Annotated in this window: 16 protein-coding genes; 7 read left to right on the forward strand and 9 right to left on the reverse strand. The window is 64.4% G+C overall.

All coding sequences use genetic code 11. The features are described 5' to 3' along the window. Window positions 1-32 precede the first annotated feature (32 nt). Window positions 33-779 carry a MotA/TolQ/ExbB proton channel family protein gene (locus tag AB4Y36_RS00380; protein ID WP_069262508.1) on the forward strand — a complete coding sequence of 249 codons (747 nt, stop codon included), beginning with the start codon at window positions 33-35 and terminating at the stop codon, window positions 777-779. Window positions 780-797: 18 nt separating this feature from the next. Continuing rightward, complete coding sequence (locus AB4Y36_RS00385; RefSeq protein ID WP_028208423.1) at window positions 798-1,217, forward strand: biopolymer transporter ExbD; 420 nt, start codon at window positions 798-800, stop codon at window positions 1,215-1,217. Window positions 1,218-1,634: 417 nt separating this feature from the next. Here AB4Y36_RS00385 and AB4Y36_RS00390 read toward each other — a convergent pair whose 3' ends face one another. Continuing rightward, window positions 1,635-2,675, reverse strand: a complete 1,041-nt coding sequence (locus AB4Y36_RS00390) for a LysR family transcriptional regulator (protein ID WP_368604877.1) — start codon at window positions 2,673-2,675, stop codon at window positions 1,635-1,637. Window positions 2,676-2,796: 121 nt separating this feature from the next. Here AB4Y36_RS00390 and AB4Y36_RS00395 point away from each other — a divergent pair, with 121 nt between their 5' ends. From AB4Y36_RS00395 to hemP, 4 genes are all read left to right on the forward strand, one after another. Next, the gene (locus AB4Y36_RS00395) at window positions 2,797-3,678 is read left to right on the forward strand and encodes a pirin family protein (protein WP_069262509.1); all 882 of its coding nucleotides are present in this window, start codon (window positions 2,797-2,799) and stop codon (window positions 3,676-3,678) included. Between the two features lie 136 nt (window positions 3,679-3,814). Beyond that, window positions 3,815-4,213, forward strand: coding sequence for an OsmC family protein (locus AB4Y36_RS00400; protein ID WP_069262510.1), 399 nt, complete (start codon window positions 3,815-3,817; stop codon window positions 4,211-4,213). Window positions 4,214-4,251: 38 nt separating this feature from the next. Beyond that, window positions 4,252-4,728: an SRPBCC family protein gene (locus tag AB4Y36_RS00405; protein WP_069262922.1), complete on the forward strand. Its 477-nt coding sequence runs from the start codon at window positions 4,252-4,254 to the stop codon at window positions 4,726-4,728. 169 nt (window positions 4,729-4,897) lie between these two features. Continuing rightward, window positions 4,898-5,158 carry a hemin uptake protein HemP gene (gene hemP, locus AB4Y36_RS00410; protein WP_069262511.1) on the forward strand — a complete coding sequence of 87 codons (261 nt, stop codon included), beginning with the start codon at window positions 4,898-4,900 and terminating at the stop codon, window positions 5,156-5,158. Between the two features lie 276 nt (window positions 5,159-5,434). Here hemP and AB4Y36_RS00415 read toward each other — a convergent pair whose 3' ends face one another. From AB4Y36_RS00415 to uvrB, 6 genes are all read right to left on the reverse strand, one after another. After that, window positions 5,435-5,842 (reverse strand): heme-binding protein, encoded by a 408-nt coding sequence (locus tag AB4Y36_RS00415; protein WP_069262512.1) that lies wholly within the window; start codon window positions 5,840-5,842, stop codon window positions 5,435-5,437. A 142-nt stretch (window positions 5,843-5,984) separates the two neighbouring features. Next, entirely contained in the window at window positions 5,985-7,412 is a 1,428-nt protein-coding gene (locus tag AB4Y36_RS00420; RefSeq protein ID WP_368682083.1) for a 4Fe-4S binding protein, read from the reverse strand. Beyond that, on the reverse strand, window positions 7,409-8,254 hold the full coding sequence (locus tag AB4Y36_RS00425; protein ID WP_368682084.1) for an FTR1 family protein: 846 nt from the start codon (window positions 8,252-8,254) through the stop codon (window positions 7,409-7,411). Before AB4Y36_RS00425 ends, AB4Y36_RS00420 begins: the two co-directional genes overlap by 4 nt. A gap of 66 nt (window positions 8,255-8,320) precedes the next feature. Continuing rightward, a complete protein-coding gene (locus AB4Y36_RS00430; RefSeq protein WP_069262515.1) occupies window positions 8,321-8,674 on the reverse strand; it encodes a cupredoxin domain-containing protein in 354 nt (117 codons plus the stop codon). Between the two features lie 82 nt (window positions 8,675-8,756). Then, on the reverse strand, window positions 8,757-9,305 hold the full coding sequence (locus AB4Y36_RS00435; RefSeq protein WP_069262516.1) for an iron transporter: 549 nt from the start codon (window positions 9,303-9,305) through the stop codon (window positions 8,757-8,759). 319 nt (window positions 9,306-9,624) lie between these two features. Beyond that, window positions 9,625-11,706, reverse strand: coding sequence for an excinuclease ABC subunit UvrB (uvrB, locus tag AB4Y36_RS00440; protein ID WP_069262517.1), 2,082 nt, complete (start codon window positions 11,704-11,706; stop codon window positions 9,625-9,627). A gap of 344 nt (window positions 11,707-12,050) precedes the next feature. On the opposite strand from uvrB, the gene AB4Y36_RS00445 reads away from it, so the two are divergent. After that, window positions 12,051-13,250, forward strand: coding sequence for an amino acid aminotransferase (locus AB4Y36_RS00445; RefSeq protein ID WP_069262518.1), 1,200 nt, complete (start codon window positions 12,051-12,053; stop codon window positions 13,248-13,250). 123 nt (window positions 13,251-13,373) lie between these two features. On the opposite strand, the gene AB4Y36_RS00450 is transcribed toward AB4Y36_RS00445, so the two are convergent. Together AB4Y36_RS00450 and AB4Y36_RS00455 are read right to left on the reverse strand one after the other, a co-directional pair. Then, window positions 13,374-14,654 carry a patatin-like phospholipase family protein gene (locus AB4Y36_RS00450; RefSeq protein WP_069262519.1) on the reverse strand — a complete coding sequence of 427 codons (1,281 nt, stop codon included), beginning with the start codon at window positions 14,652-14,654 and terminating at the stop codon, window positions 13,374-13,376. 29 nt (window positions 14,655-14,683) lie between these two features. Continuing rightward, window positions 14,684-15,487 carry a 3-hydroxybutyrate dehydrogenase gene (locus AB4Y36_RS00455; RefSeq protein ID WP_368682085.1) on the reverse strand — a complete coding sequence of 268 codons (804 nt, stop codon included), beginning with the start codon at window positions 15,485-15,487 and terminating at the stop codon, window positions 14,684-14,686. Window positions 15,488-15,501 lie beyond the last annotated feature (14 nt).

The raw sequence follows: 15,501 nt of genomic DNA on the forward strand, positions 1-15,501 counted from the left end.
CGCTTTCATGAATTGAATAAAGAGGATCAGGAATGCAGAACTACGGTATCGCCCACGTGTGGGCGCAAGGGGATTTCGTGACACGCGGCATCGCGCTCGCGCTTTTGATAATGTCCGTGCTGTCGTGGTGCGTGATCGTCGTGAAAGGCTGGAATGTCGCGCGCCTGAAACGCCTCACGAAGAACGCCGAGCAGCAGTTCTGGCATTCGGACGATCTCGCCGACGGCGTGAAGAAGCTCGGCAGCGGCTCGCGCGAAGACAACCCGTTCCTCGCACTTGCGCTGTCGGGCCAGGAAGCCGCCGACCACCATCACCAGACCCAGCCGCATCTGCACGACCGCATGGACGTGTCGGACTGGGTCACGCGGTGCCTCAAGGACACGATGGACGAGTCGGTCGCGAAGATGCAAAGCGGTCTCGCCATTCTCGCCTCGATCGGCAGCACGGCGCCGTTCGTCGGCCTGTTCGGCACGGTGTGGGGCATCTATCACGCACTGCTTACGATCGGCGCGACGGGTCAAACCTCGATCGACGCCGTGGCGGGTCCCGTTGGCGAAGCGCTCATCATGACCGCCTTCGGCCTCTTTGTCGCGATTCCCGCCGTGCTCGGCTACAACGCCCTCACCCGCGCCAACAAGGCGATCGTCACGAAGCTCAACCGCTTCGCGCACGGCCTGCATGCCTTCTTCGTGACGGGCGCGCGCCTCACCTCCACCGCACGCGGCGGCGCGAAGGAAGGCAACACGAGCAACCTGCGTGTCGCTGCGCGCAGCCACTAAAGAGCGGAGGCAAGCATCATGGCGATGAGCCCCTTTGCCAGCGACGACGACGATGGCCTGATGAACGAAATCAACATGACGCCGCTCGTCGACGTCATGTTGGTTCTCCTGATCGTTTTCATGGTGACGATTCCGGTGATCCGTCACGCCGTGAAGATCGACCTGCCGCATGCGAGCAGCCAGAAGGAAGACGCGAAGCCCGCGCAGATCAATATCTCGATCGAAGCGGACGGTACCGTGCTGTGGGACGGCACGCAGGTCGACGACGCGGCGCTGAACCAGAAGATCGCAGCCGCGGCGCAAACCACGCCGCAACCGGAACTGCATCTGAACGCGGACCGCAAGGTGCAATACGAACGCGTGGCCCAAGTGATGTCTGCCGCGCAAAGCGGCGGCCTCACGAAGCTCGGCTTCGTCACCGACCCTGCGCATCACTGATCGCGTCACTGCACGCAACGCGCAAAATTGAGCGGTACAAAGTAAAAGGCCTTCATCGTCAGATGAAGGCCTTTTTTCGTGCGCACGCGGCGCATTCGGGCGGTGGCGGCGACTCCCCGACAATCGATCGGTTCACGCCGGCACATGCGACTGCCGTGGGCAACACGGACTGCGCTTTCGGCCCTGAAGGCCCACTATGATAGCGGCCATCAATTCCCGCTCAAGACCGGTGCTTGGCGAGAAGGACTTCAATATATTCCTCTCGCTTCGCACCTTCAAGAGCCAGGCCATTGAAAGTAGCGATGGCCGCTCACGCTTGAATGCCTAAAAACAAATGGCGCTATACGTTGCGCACGAATGCACTGCCTGAAAACTCAAGTTTCATACAAGCGCACGTGCCTGCACGTTCGCAAAGCTTCATGCAGTTTCGATCTTGCTCGCGCTCTTTGTGCGCGAGAGCCCAACCTGCCCGGCGGGTGCACTCTGCCCTTGCGCTTTCGGCGCAAGCGCGGCGATGTCGCTTTTCAGCGGACATTCCTGCTGCAAGCCCTTATCGGCATCGAGCACTTCGACGAGGTAATCGACGAAGGCACGCACGGCCGGAACCATGCCCTGGCGCGAGAGAAATACCGCATAGAGCTGCGGCACCGGCAGCGTCCAGCCCGGCATCACCGGTGAAAGCTTGCCCGAGCGCAGCGCGGCGCCGTACATCATCTCCGGCAATGCCGCGATGCCGAGGCCTTCGAGCGCCGCTTCACGGATCGTCGTGAGGTCCGCGGTGATGAGGCGCGGCTCGTGTTCGTGCGAGTGGCGCGTGCCGTCGGGTGCGATGAGCTGAAACACGTGGCGGCCGTCGCCCGTGGGCGTGTCGAGCGTTTCGAAGCGCGCGAGGTCTTCCGGCGTGAGCGGCGGCGCGTTCTGCGCGAGCAGGCTCGGCGCGCCCACCAGCATCTGCTCGGTGCGCCACAGCGGACGCACCACGATATTGGCGTTCTGCGGCGGCTCCGAGCGCACGCGCAGCGCAATATCCACGGAGTCTTCGAACAGGTCGATCACGCGGTTCGTCACGCGCATCACTACCCGCACTTCGGGGTAGCGATGCATGAATTCCGGAATGACCTGCGAAAAGATCGTTTGCGAAAGCGTGACGGGCACGCTCACGCGCACCGTGCCGCGCGGCGACGACCGCAGCGACTGAACGACGTTCACCGCGGCCTGCGCTTCCGCGAGCATCGAGCGGCAATGCTGGTAAAAGAGTTCGCCCGCTTCGGTGAGCGCGAGCTTGCGCGTGGAGCGCTGCAGCAGGCGCACGCCGAGCGAGGCCTCGAGTTCGCTCACCCGCCTCGACAGACGCGACTTCGAGATGCCGAGCACGCGTTCGGCAGCGGAAAAGCCGCCATGCTCGATCACCTGCGAAAAGTACATCAGGTCGTTGAGATTATGCGAATCGATTTTCATGTCGTCGTTCCAGCGATGGGACAATCCATTGCGATGAGGCCATAAAACAGGCCAAATTGGCTACCTATAATAGCGGTTTGTTTCGCATATAACGCAATTCCCACAATTCGAGGTGATATCCATGACCATGACCCGTACGATCGAACGCGTGTATCCCGCGGTTCGCACCACCGAGGGTGGCGGATTCATCGTCCATCGGCCGTTTCCGACCCGCCAGCTGATGGACTTCGATCCGTTCCTGCTGCTCGACGAAATGGGCCCCGTCGATTACGCGCCCGGCGAGGCCAAGGGCGCGCCCGACCATCCGCACCGCGGCTTCGAGACCGTCACCTATATGGTCGAAGGCCGCTTCGGCCACAAGGACTCGGCGGGCCATTCGGGCACGCTGCGCCCCGGCGACGTGCAATGGATGACGGCCGGCGCAGGCGTGATCCACAGCGAGATGCCCGACCCCGAATTCACGCGTACGGGCGGCCGCATGCATGGCCTGCAGCTGTGGGTGAATCTGCCCGCGCGCGACAAGATGATGGCGCCGCGCTACCAGGAGCTGCCCACGGAGCAGATTCCGGTGGGCCGCTCGAAGGACGGCAAGGTCTCGGTGAAAGTGATCGCCGGCGAAGCGCTGGGCGTGAAGGCCGCGATCGAAACGCGCACACCCATCCTCTACCAGCACTTCACGCTCGCGCCCGGCGCGCGCGTGGAGCAGCCGGTGCCGAGCGACTATCGCGTGTTTGCGTACGGTCTTTCTGGCACGGGTCTGTACGGGCCCGATGCGCAAGCGATCGATGCCCAGCAGATGGTGACCTTCGCGAGCGACGGCGACACCGTCACGCTCGCCGCCCCGGCCGACGCGAGCGCGCCGCTCAGCGTTCTGTTGATCGGCGGCGTGCCGCTGAACGAGCCGGTCGTGCGCTACGGCCCGTTCGTGATGAACACGGAGCAGGAGATCCGCCAGGCCGTGCTCGACTATCAGGCCGGGCGCATGGGGCGCATCGCTCACTGAAACCGGGTTGCGCGGGGACGAGGCTTCCGAAGCATCGCTACAGGGCGGCCCGGTTTCCGTCACAATAAGGTTTCTGGGGCGCGCATCGCAGGTAGCGCGCCCGTCCCTCTTTAACCGTCCCGCCCGCGAGGAGCGCATGGCCGAACCCGCAGTCACCGCACACATTGGCTCGACGAACTACCAGGTCCAGTTCGACGACGGCACCCACACCTGGATCGCCGACGAACCCGCCTCGCTCGGCGGCGGCGACCGCGGACCGTCGCCCTTCTCGCTCTTGCTCTCGAGCCTTGGCGCCTGCACCTCCATCACGCTGAAGATGTACGCGCAGCGCAAGGAGTGGCCGCTCGAAGGCGTACGTGTGAAGCTCGCGATGGAAACCGGCAGCGAAGGCACGAAGATCGATCGCCAGATCGTGCTCGAAGGCGCGCTCACCGACGAGCAGCGCGAGCGCCTGCTGCAGATCGCCAACGCCTGCCCGGTCCACAAGGTCCTCACGAATACGATCACGATCCGCACGGGTCTCGCCGTCGCTTGAGCGACCGCGCGCGGACACAGACACAGGAAGGCGACGCCTTGAATTTCGAACACCTCATCCAGATCAACGATCCGCTGAACCCGCTCGTCGAGGCCATGACGCGCGAGCAGCTCTGGGAAGGGCTCGTGCTGCGCGCCGAGCAGCCGCAGCTCTTCGTGATCGGGCTCGACAGCTGCACGATCCTCTCGCGCACCGAGAGCACGATGGAGCGCGAGTTGCACTATGGCCACGCCACGGTACGCGATCGCGTCACGCTCACGCCCAACGAGAGCGTGCGCTACGACATCATGGCAACCGCCGAGTACGTGGGCGGCTCGCTCACGATGACGATCGAGCAGCCCGATCCGCTACAGCTCTTTCTGCGCTTCGAGTACCGCACGACGCTGCCGACCGCCGATACCGAGGACGACCGGCAGACCTCCGAGATCGTGAAGTCGGCCTATCGCGAGTCGGACATCGACACCGTGCGTCTCATCCGCCAGTTCGTGCAGGGCGACGGCAGCGCGCTGCACTGACGCCCCCCGTGCGCTTGCCCTATCGCCCTGCGCGGCGCGGCAAGCGCCGATTCAGCGCGCTTCGGCTCAGGCTATCGGCATTCGATTTCGATGAATATCTCGTAGTTGCAAATACGAACTATTATCATTTAGAATTCATCCATCGAATCGAGACAAAGACGTCACGTTCATGACCGAACTGAACCGCACCTCCACGCTTAGCTTGCGCCGCAACGGCAGCTCGGCATTGACCAGCGCGCGACCCAGGCCTGCCGTCACACAGCCCCAGCCGCGCAAGGGCGCCGAACCGGCGGCCGCCGCGGCAAGCGACGAGAGGAAACTGGATAGCGCGGCGCTGCTGCAAGGCCGCAGCCACGTGAGCATCATGCACAACGGCGAAACGTATCAGCTGCGGGCCACCCGGCTCGGCAAGCTGATCCTGACGAAATAGGCTTTACGCAGTTTTCAACCGGGTATTGTGGGGACCGCCTCCACCGAGAGGCGTTGGGGCATTAGCCAGCAACGACGGCTTGCACGCGAGATCTAGACCCCTTCGTGCAGACATCCTTCAAGCTTCAGCCAGCCGTCGAAGCAAGCCACGCCATTTTTTTGTTCTCATACCAGATCGGGGCGGCGCGCGAAGCGTGAGCCGCCCGGGACAAACGCCGCGGCATCCGTCCGCGGCTTTTGTTTTTTCCGGCGCCGCCCGGCGCGGCAAAGGATTGGCTTACTCCACCTCCAGCGCCGCGATGCCCGCGCGCGCGATGGCGGCATCCTGGTCGGACTTCACGCCCGAGACCCCGACCGCGCCAATCACATCGCCGTTCACGCTCACGGGTACGCCGCCTTCCAGCATGCCGGTGAGCGGCGCACTCAGGAACGCCGTGCGGCCCTGCTTGATCACGTCCTCGTACACCTTGCTCTCGCGGCGGCCCAGCGACGCGGTGCGCGCCTTGGCCACGGCGATCTCCGCGCTGATGGGCGCTGCGCCGTCGAGGCGGCGCAAATGCAGCAGATGGCCGCCATCGTCGACGATGGCGATCGTCACGTGCCATTCATTCGAACGGGCGTGCGCGACGGCTGCCTCGGCTACCCGGATCACGTCTTCATCGGTCAGTACTGCTCGCGTTCGCATGCGTCTCTCCGAAAAGTCAAAAACCGGATTTGGCGAAATCGCCAACCCGGTTTTGAGAGTAACACCCAGACTTGTGCCGCGACGCGCTGATCCTTCGTATGTCGCCTATATCAGCGGCAGATGAAGAAGCGTCGAAACAAGCTCAGCGCACCCAGCCCCAGAACATGAGCCACCAGGCGCTGTCCACCACGGCGAGCGCCAGCGCAAAGCCCGCGAGCGCGAGCGCGCGCTGCCAGAACCGCGAGCTGTAGCGCCCTGTCACGCGCCACGCGAGCCACGCGCTCCAGAGGTTCGTGATGACCAGAATCGCAATGCGCACCTCGGCGGCCCAGTCGAGCGGCACGTGCTCCGCGCGCAGCAGCGAGAGCGTCGTGGCGGACAGGCCGAGGAACACGCCGGCCCCCGCCAGCGGGATCAGCGACTGTGCGAAGTGATGCAGACGGCGCATCTCGAAACGCCCGAGCACGGCAATCGAGCCCGCGAGGATCGCGAGCAGCACGGTGCCATAGACGAGCCCCGTCGCGACGATATAACCGACGATCATCGCGCCGTCGAGCCACGAAAAGACGTCGTTCTGCGCGGGGTAATGCGTGAGCAGGAACCACGGCGCGTTGGTATCGAGCGGCCAGGTGATGTCGCGGTCGATGAGCCAGCCCGCGAGCCACTGCTTGATGCCAATGAACCACGGCGAGCCGGTCCAGTGGAACGCGCCGATCGCCACCCCGAGCAGGCCGTAGAGAATCAGCGCCGTGTCCCACCCGCTGGCCTGGCTGTCGCCGAGTTCGACCACCTCTTGCGCCGGCGATCGCCACGAGAGCGCGATGGCGTCGCGGTGGCCGCTGCAGCGGCCGCACATGTGGCACTGCGCCGCGCCTTTCATGTTGCGCAGCGGCACGAGCGGCGCGCAGTTCACGGGAATCACGCGATGCCCGCCGTGCTCGCCGTGCGTATAGGAGTTGCGCCAGGCGTCTTCGTCGACCTTGTAGCGAAACGGCGCGAGGCGCGCCAGAAGCGCGAAAACCCCGTTCACGGGGCAGAGATACTTGCACCACACGCGCTTTTCGCGCCCGTACAGAAAGCCGATCACCATCGCGCCGAGCGTCGATCCGCCCAGCACCAGCAACACCGCCTTGGGGTACTGGTAGACGCTCACCATCTGTCCGTAGATCGTGGTGAGACCGAAGGCCACGAAAGGCCAGCCGCCCCAGCGCATCCAGTGCGGGATGGCGCGGCCGCGGCCGAACTTGCTCGCGAACTCGGTGAGCGCGCCTTCGGGGCACAGCACGCCGCACCACACGCGGCCGAGCATCACCATCGAGAGCAGCACGAACGGCCACCAGATGCCCCAGAACACGAACTGCGCTGCGAGCGTGAAGTTGTTCCACAGGTGCGCCGTGTCGCCGGGCAGCGGCATCGCCGCCGGCACGAGAATCAGGAATGCGTAGACAGCGACCACGACCCACTGCACGGCGCGGATCGCCGCGCCGTTACGTTGCATCCACTGGCCCGCCTGGGCGAGCTTGCCTGGGCGACCCGTTGCCTGCGTCGGGCGAGCGGATGCACAACTCATGCTGCCTTCCTCTTCGCAACCGCACCCGCGCGGCCAGTGGCGCGCCGCACGAGGAACCACACCACGAGCCAGTACACGGCATAGGCGATCAGGTTCATGAGCGCCGGATGCGCGCGGTAGCCCGTAAGCGTCGCGACGAGCGAGCCGAAGGTGCTCGAGTCGTCGAGGATCGCCGAGGAGTTCCACACCTGATCGACGATGGTCGGCAGGATTTCCTTGTCGATCAGCTTGTCCACGCCGGTCTGGAACAGGCCCGCGCCGAGGAACAGCAGCATGATCTCGGTGATGCGGAAGAAGTGCCGCCACGAGAAGATCTTGCCGCCCAGCTGCAGGAGATAGAACGTGAGGAACGCGAGCGCGAGGCCGATCAGCACCGCGAGGTACTGACTCGCGTCCACATGGCCCGACTGGCCGAAGCCGAGGCCGTAGAGAAAGATCACCGTCTCGCTGCCCTCACGCGCGATGGCAAGCGTGACGAGAATCGTTATGCCCCACCAGTTCGCGTCCTGCGTGCTCTTTTCCAGCGACTCTTCCATCTCGCGTTTGAGCGTGCGGCCGTGCTGCTTCATCCACAGCACCATCTGCACGATCAGCACGCACGCCACCAGCACCATGCCGGTCTGGAAGTAGTCCTGCGCATCGCCCGACAGCACTTCGGTAAAGCCGACCAGCGCCGCGCCGAGGCCGATGGCGGCAAGAATGCCGAGCGCCACGCCGCCCCACAGGTACGGCACGCCGCGCCGCGCATCCGAGTCGCCGTTTTTCAGCCACGCATAAAGAATCCCGACGACGAGCAGCGCCTCGACGCTCTCCCGCCATACGATGAACATCACCTGACCCATTCAACACCTCCCGCTACCGGCGCTACGCGCCGGCGGCCTGACTTCTCAATGCCCATTTGGCGACGCTCATTTGGCGACGATCACGCCCTGCGCCTGCTGATGGAAATCGTCGAAAAACTTGTACTCGCCCGGATCGAGCGGCGCGATCACGACGAAGGAGTCCGCGCCCGGCGCCAGGACTTTTTCCTTGCGCAGCTGAACGCTCTCGAACTCCGCTGCGCCCTTGCCCGTATTGCGCACCTCGATCTTGATGCGCTTGCCCGCCGGCACTTCGATGCGCGCGGGGTTGAGCTTGCCGTCGGCCATTTCGAGCTTGAACGTGGGCAGATCTTCGGCGTGCGCCGTCGTGGCCACGCCCGCCAGCGACACCGCAAACGACGCGCTGAGTGCGAGCGCCGCAAACTTCCGCATTCCAGTCATTGGTTTTACCTGCTCCTTGCTGCCATTCATGCGGCGGCGCTGCACGCGATGCGCGCCGCCGCCCGAGCTGCTTCGCGACGGCTTAGTAGCCGCCCTTCTTGCCGATGCCCGCGAACGGGAAATCGTATTCCAGCGTGATGGGCTTGAACCACGGGCCCACGCCCGTTTCCTTGTCGACGTGACGGCCGAACGCCATGTGGCCCGTCTGCATCGGCGCGTCCACGATCAGCTTGAGGTGGTACTTGCCGGGACCGGCCAGCTTCACGTTGTCGCCATAGTGCGGGCCGTCGTTCGCGACCATCGGCATCAGGTCGCCCTTTTGCGCATAGCTCGACCCCGGCTTCGTCAGTTCGTAGTGAACCTGCAGATACGGCATCCAGTCGCCTTCGGCGAAACCGGTCGGGTTGTTCTTGACCGCGTGGATATCCGATTCGAGGTGAATATCGGAATCCGATGCCTTGCGCATCATGCCTTCGGGCTCCATCGTGATCGGCTGCAGATAGACCGCGCCGATCTCCATGCCGCCCTGGATGGCCTGCTTGCCGATCGGGTATTCAGCTGCGTTGGCGGCAAATGCCGCCGTGGCGGCCGCAATGACGGCAGTGCCGCGCACGAGAGTGTGAATCCGCATCGAAACTCCTGGTTTTTATATGAGGGTGACTTCCCACTGAGCCTGCCGCATGCACATAAGAAAGTTAATGCGAACAATTCTCAATAATGGCGAAGTTTAACACCGATGCAGATGAGGGACAAATTCGGCGCCAGGAAAAGCCTCAGTGGAACAGGGTTTTAGCAGCGCCTGGTTAACACAGGCTTAGGGCGCCTTACAGCGGGGTTCCCGGGCCGGGAATACACGAAAGGCAATCGAAGGAATACTCGGGGGCGAGACAGGCGCAGGGTGGCGCCCATGCCGCCCTGCCCGCCCGAGGGGATAGCCCGCTCGACGCCCATCAGATCGGATGATCGCCCACGTTCGCCCCGAACACGCGCCGGCGCAGCACGGCGAGCTGGTCGCGCGTCTGTGCGGCCTTCTCGAATTCGAGGTTCTTCGCGTAGTCCATCATCTGCTTTTCGAGCTTCTTGATTTCCTTCGCGATCTGCTTCTCGGACATGTCCTCGAACTTCGCGCGCTCCTGCTCCTCGCGCAGTTCGGCGCGAGCTTCATCGACGTTGTAGACGCCGTCGATGATGTCCTTGATGCGCTTCACGACGCCGCGCGGCACGATGCCGTGCTCTTCGTTGAAGTGCATCTGCTTGGCGCGGCGGCGCTCGGTTTCGTCGATGGCACGGCGCATCGAATCCGTGATGCGATCGCCGTAGAGGATCGCCTTGCCGTTCACGTTACGCGCTGCACGGCCGATCGTCTGGATGAGCGAGCGCTCGGCGCGCAGGAAGCCTTCCTTGTCGGCGTCGAGAATCGCCACGAGCGAGACCTCGGGAATGTCGAGGCCCTCGCGCAGCAGGTTGATGCCCACGAGCACGTCGAACGTGCCCAGACGCAGGTCGCGGATGATCTCCACGCGCTCGACCGTGTCGATGTCGCTGTGCAGATAGCGCACCTTTACGCCGTGGTCGGCGAGGAACTCCGTGAGCTGCTCGGCCATGCGCTTGGTGAGCGTGGTCACCAGCACGCGCTCGCCCGCGGCCACGCGCTCGTTGATCTCGCCGAGCACGTCGTCGACCTGCGTCGATGCGGGCCGCACTTCGATCACCGGGTCGACGAGGCCCGTGGGCCGCACGACCTGCTCGGCGATCTGCCCCGTCACTTTCTTCTCGTAGTCGGCCGGCGTGGCCGAGACGAATACCACCTGGCGCATCTTGCGCTCGAACTCGTTGAACTTGAGCGGCCGGTTATCGAGCGCCGAAGGCAGCCGGAAGCCGTAATCGACGAGATTCTCCTTGCGCGCGCGGTCGCCGTTGTACATGCCGTTGAACTGGCCGATCAGCACGTGCGACTCGTCGAGAAACATCATGGCGTCGGTCGGCAGGTAATCGACGAGCGTGGGCGGCGGCTCGCCGGGCAGCGCGCCCGAAAAGTGCCGCGAGTAGTTCTCGATGCCCTTGCAGAAGCCCAGCTCCTGAAGCATTTCCAGATCGAAGCGCGTGCGCTGCTCGAGGCGCTGCGCCTCCACGAGCTTGCCTTCCGTGTGGAAGAACTCGAGGCGCTCGCGCAATTCCGACTTGATGGTTTCGACGGCGCGCAGCACGGTCTCGCGCGGCGTGACGTAGTGCGACGACGGGTACACCGTAAAGCGCGGAATCTTCTGGCGCACGCGGCCCGTGAGCGGATCGAAGAGCTGCAGCGTTTCCACTTCGTCGTCGAACAGTTCCACGCGCACGGCCATTTCGGCGTGCTCCGCCGGGAAGATGTCGATGGTATCGCCGCGCACGCGGAAGGTGCCGCGCTGGAAGTCCTGCTCGTTGCGCGTGTATTGCATGGCGATCAGGCGTGCGATGACGTCGCGCTGGCCGAGCTTGTCGCCGTGGCGCAGCGTGAGAATCATCTGGTGGTATTCGGACGGATTGCCGATACCGTAGATCGCCGAAACCGTCGCGACGATCACCACGTCGCGCCGCTCCATGAGGCTCTTGGTGGCCGAAAGCCGCATCTGCTCGATGTGCTCGTTGATCGACGAATCCTTCTCGATGAAGAGATCGCGCTGCGGCACATAGGCTTCCGGCTGGTAGTAGTCGTAGTACGAGACGAAGTACTCGACGGCGTTGCGCGGAAAGAACTCGCGGAATTCGGCGTAGAGCTGCGCGGCGAGCGTCTTGTTCGGCGCGAACACGATGGCCGGGCGGCCGAGGCGCGCGATGGTGTTCGCCATCGTGTAGGTCTTGCCCGAGCCCGTCACGCCGAGCAGCGTCTGGAACGAGAGGCCGTCTTCCACGCCTTCCACGAGCGTTTCGATGGCCGTAGGCTGGTCGCCGGCCGGCGGGTACGGCTGGTAGAGCTGGAACGGCGAGCCTTCGTAGTGGACGAATTTCGACTCGTCGAGCGCGGGCGCGTCGGCGACGGTGTGGTCGGACATGGGGGCATCCTGTGCGCGGAGCAAACAACTATTCTAGCGTCTCGCCGCCTCTTGCCGAGGGGCGAGCCTGGGTGGGTCTGACTGAACCTTGGGGGGGTCTGGATGCTAGATGGGTGCGGCGGCCGGCTCTGCAAGGGCTACGCGCCCAGACGACGATCGGCGGCCGGCGAACGCTGCGCAACGACACCGCAGAAATCGCCCAATCGTGCCGAAATAGCCCTCAAAACGGCGCGGAGAATGGCAAATCCGCGGAAATCCTGCTTGAGGATTCGTTACAATAGCGAGTTCCGTGGCCGGTGCAGCATGCGGCCCAACCGATCTTCCTTCACTCTAGCCGAACGATCATGTCCCTCTTTTCCGCTGTCGAACTCGCCCCCCGCGACCCGATCCTGGGTCTGAACGAAGCCTATAACGCCGATGCGCGCGCGACCAAGGTGAATCTCGGCGTGGGCGTGTACACCAACGAAGAAGGCAAGATTCCGCTGCTGCGCGCGGTGCGCGAAGCAGAAAAGGCCCGCGTGGAAGCCGGTCTGCCGCGCGGCTATCTGCCGATCGAAGGCCTCGGCGCCTACGACGCCGCGGTGCAAAAGCTGCTGCTCGGCGACGACTCGCCGCTGATCGCCGCGGGCCGCGTCGTCACGGCGCAGGCGCTGGGCGGCACGGGCGCACTCAAGATCGGCGCGGACTTCCTCAAGCGCGTGAACCCGAGCGCCAAGGTCGCGATCAGCGACCCGAGCTGGGAAAACCACCGCGCCCTCTTCGAAAGCGCGGGTTTCGAAGTCGTCGCGTATCCGTACTACGACGCGCTGACCAACGGCGTGAACTTCGAAGGCATGCTGAGCGCGCTGAACGGCTACGCCGCCGGCACCGTCGTCGTGCTGCACGCGTGCTGCCACAACCCGACCGGCGTGGACCTCACGATCGACCAATGGAAGCAGGTCATCGAGGTCGTGAAGGCCCGAGGCCTCGTGCCGTTCCTCGACATCGCCTATCAAGGCTTCGGCGACGGCATCGCGGAAGACGGCGAAGTCGTTCGCCTCTTCGCCGCTTCGGAACTCAACGTGTTCGTCTCGTCGTCGTTCTCGAAGTCGTTCTCGCTGTACGGCGAGCGCGTGGGCGCGCTGTCGATCCTCACCACCAGCAAGGAAGAGTCGGCGCGCGTGCTCTCGCAACTCAAGCGCGTGATCCGCACGAACTACTCGAACCCGCCGACGCACGGCGGCTCGGTGGTCGCAGCCGTGCTCGGCTCGGCCGACCTGCGCGCCATGTGGGAAGCGGAACTCGGCGAAATGCGCAACCGCATCCGCGCGATGCGCACGGGCCTCGTCGAGCGCCTCACGGCCGCCGGCGTGGACCGCGACTTCAACTTCATCAACGTGCAGCGCGGCATGTTCTCGTACTCGGGCCTGACCGCTGCCCAAGTCGACCGCCTGCGCGAAGAGTTCGGCATCTATGCCGTGAGCACGGGCCGCATCTGCGTGGCCGCGCTGAACACGCGCAACCTCGACGTCGTGGCGAGCGCAGTCGCACAAGTGCTGAAGTAAGCGCGTTCGGGGGCAAGACAGGCCGCTGCGCAGCGGCTTGCCGGCGCGATAAAAAAGGCGTCCGTTCTTTCGAACGGACGCCTTTTTCTTTGGTGAAGACTGCGGAAAACCCGCCGGCAAGTATCAGCCGCCGTGGCCTCGCGAATCGCGATGGATATCGTGCGTGACGAAGCCCGAGTCGTTGTCCGGCTTGTCGAGCCAGTCCGGCTGCGCGAGCGAGGCGCGGATATCCTGCAAGCCGCTAGCCCAGTGCTCGTGCATGGTCGAGAGGCCGAACTGGTAGTCCTTGAAGTGCCCCTCGTATTCCTTCTGCCGGTAGATGAGGTGGATCACGTTGTACTTCTTCGAGCACGAAAGCTCGTCCGCCAGCGCGACCCACGGGTCATTGCGATGCTCGGGCGCGACGCGGTCGAGAACCTCGCGCAACACATGCCGGTAACGCTGCGAGCGCTGCAGGATATCGGTCACGAGGCGCGTGCGGCTCGAATACTGAATGTCCTTCACGCGCCCCTGCACGTCGATGAGGTTGTCGGGCACCGGCCCGCGCGCGCTCCAGAGATCGACCTGGAACGCGAGTGTGTCGCGCCGCGGTGTAGTCTGGATCACCTCATAGAGCGGCGTGTTCGACATCAGGCCGCCGTCCCAGTAGTACTCGCCGTCGATCTCCACCGCCGCGAAGCCCGGCGGCAGCGCGCCCGAGGCGATGAAATGCTCGGGACGCAAGGTCGTGGTCTTGTTGTCGAAGTAGACGAAGTTGCCGCTGCCCACGTTGACCGCGCCCACTGACACGCGCGTTTCGCCCGAGTTGATGCGCTCGAAATCGCACAAGCGTTCCAGCGTGGCCTTGAGCGGCTTCGTGTCGTAGTAGCTGGCCGTTTCGGGCGAACCCGATCCGTTGGGCAGCGGCGGCGGGAAGCGCGGCACGAAAAAGCCCTTCTGCCCCTCCACGATCGCGCCTGCCGCCTGCATCGCCGTGAAGGTCTTGCGCACGGCGGCGTTTGCATTGAAGAGCGCATGCTCGACGAAGGGCGGCAGCGGGAAGCTGAAGGCGGGCTGGCAGATCGTCTCCCAGAACTCGCGCAGCCGCGCCACGCGATGTTCGGGCGCATTGCCCGCGATGACGGCGGTATTGAGCGCGCCGATCGAGATACCCGCGATCCAGTTCGGCGCGATGCCGGCCTCGACGAGCCCTTCGTACACGCCGGCCTGATACGCGCCGAGCGCACCGCCCCCTTGCAGCGTGAGCGCGATGGTTTCCCATTCTTTCGCTTGCGCGCCGCAGTTCGAAACATGCGGCTGCGGTGCGTTCCCCTGCGGTGCGTTCCCGACACGCGCGCCGGTATGCGCGCCGACCTCGTCGTCGACTGCGCTCGACTGGACCTGCCCCTTCTTGCGTTGCGCCATTGCCGCGCCTCCTCGGCCCGATGCCTGCGTTATTGCATGAACCAGCCGTGGCTCACCACGAAAGACTGGCCGGTAAACGCAGCGCTCGGGAACGCCGAGAGGAACAGCACGGTTTGCGCGACGTCTTCGACGGTCGTGAAGATGCCGTCCACCGTGCCGCCGAGCATCACGCGCTTGACCACTTCTTCCTCCGAGATGCCGAGTTCCTTCGCCTGCTCGGGAATCTGCTTTTCCACGAGCGGCGTGCGCACGAAGCCCGGACACACCACATGCGAGCGCACGTTGTGCTTGCCGCCTTCCTTGGCGAGCACGCGCGCGAGGCCGAGCAGCGCGTGCTTGGCCGCGACATAGGCCGACTTGAGCGGCGACGCTTCGTGCGAGTGCACCGAACCCATGTAGATCACGACGCCGCCGCGGTCGTCCTTGTACATGTGCTTGAGCACCGCCTTGGTGGTGAGGAACGCGCCGTCCACGTGGATGGCCTGCATCTTCTTCCAGTCGGAGAACGCGTAGTTTTCGATCGGGTTCACGATCTGGATGCCGGCGTTCGAGATAAGGATGTCGACCGGTCCGAGTTCGGCCGCGACGCGGTCGATGCCCTGATTCACGGCCTCTTCACTCGTGACGTCCATGGCGACGCCGATAGCCTTGCCGCCTGCGCCCTTGATCTCTTCGGCCACGGCATCCGCGCCGCTCTGGTTCAGGTCGGCGATGGCGATCGCGGCGCCCGCCTGCGAGAGCGTGAGCGCGATCTGCTTGCCAATGCCGCTGGCCGCGCCGGTAACGACGGCGACCTTGCCATCGAGTTTCGTGTTCAGAGAGAGAGACGACATCGGGCACCTCCAGG

Origin of the sequence: Paraburkholderia sp. BR10936 (assembly GCF_040965735.1) — a bacterium.
In the GTDB taxonomy this organism is placed as follows: Bacteria; Pseudomonadota; Gammaproteobacteria; order Burkholderiales; family Burkholderiaceae; genus Paraburkholderia; species Paraburkholderia nodosa_A.

What these genes read in the sequence shown, in the direction of transcription:
- AB4Y36_RS00380 (WP_069262508.1), top strand. Translation starts at nt 33, where the DNA reads ATGCAGAACTACGGTATCGCCCACGTGTGGGCGCAAGGGGATTTCGTG.
- AB4Y36_RS00385 (WP_028208423.1), top strand. Translation starts at nt 798, where the DNA reads ATGGCGATGAGCCCCTTTGCCAGCGACGACGACGATGGCCTGATGAAC.
- AB4Y36_RS00390 (WP_368604877.1), bottom strand. Translation starts at nt 2,675, where the DNA reads ATGAAAATCGATTCGCATAATCTCAACGACCTGATGTACTTTTCGCAG.
- AB4Y36_RS00395 (WP_069262509.1), top strand. Translation starts at nt 2,797, where the DNA reads ATGACCATGACCCGTACGATCGAACGCGTGTATCCCGCGGTTCGCACC.
- AB4Y36_RS00400 (WP_069262510.1), top strand. Translation starts at nt 3,815, where the DNA reads ATGGCCGAACCCGCAGTCACCGCACACATTGGCTCGACGAACTACCAG.
- hemP (WP_069262511.1), top strand. Translation starts at nt 4,898, where the DNA reads ATGACCGAACTGAACCGCACCTCCACGCTTAGCTTGCGCCGCAACGGC.
- AB4Y36_RS00415 (WP_069262512.1), bottom strand. Translation starts at nt 5,842, where the DNA reads ATGCGAACGCGAGCAGTACTGACCGATGAAGACGTGATCCGGGTAGCC.
- AB4Y36_RS00420 (WP_368682083.1), bottom strand. Translation starts at nt 7,412, where the DNA reads ATGAGTTGTGCATCCGCTCGCCCGACGCAGGCAACGGGTCGCCCAGGC.
- AB4Y36_RS00425 (WP_368682084.1), bottom strand. Translation starts at nt 8,254, where the DNA reads ATGGGTCAGGTGATGTTCATCGTATGGCGGGAGAGCGTCGAGGCGCTG.
- AB4Y36_RS00430 (WP_069262515.1), bottom strand. Translation starts at nt 8,674, where the DNA reads ATGACTGGAATGCGGAAGTTTGCGGCGCTCGCACTCAGCGCGTCGTTT.
- AB4Y36_RS00435 (WP_069262516.1), bottom strand. Translation starts at nt 9,305, where the DNA reads ATGCGGATTCACACTCTCGTGCGCGGCACTGCCGTCATTGCGGCCGCC.
- uvrB (WP_069262517.1), bottom strand. Translation starts at nt 11,706, where the DNA reads ATGTCCGACCACACCGTCGCCGACGCGCCCGCGCTCGACGAGTCGAAA.
- AB4Y36_RS00445 (WP_069262518.1), top strand. Translation starts at nt 12,051, where the DNA reads ATGTCCCTCTTTTCCGCTGTCGAACTCGCCCCCCGCGACCCGATCCTG.
- AB4Y36_RS00450 (WP_069262519.1), bottom strand. Translation starts at nt 14,654, where the DNA reads ATGGCGCAACGCAAGAAGGGGCAGGTCCAGTCGAGCGCAGTCGACGAC.
- AB4Y36_RS00455 (WP_368682085.1), bottom strand. Translation starts at nt 15,487, where the DNA reads ATGTCGTCTCTCTCTCTGAACACGAAACTCGATGGCAAGGTCGCCGTC.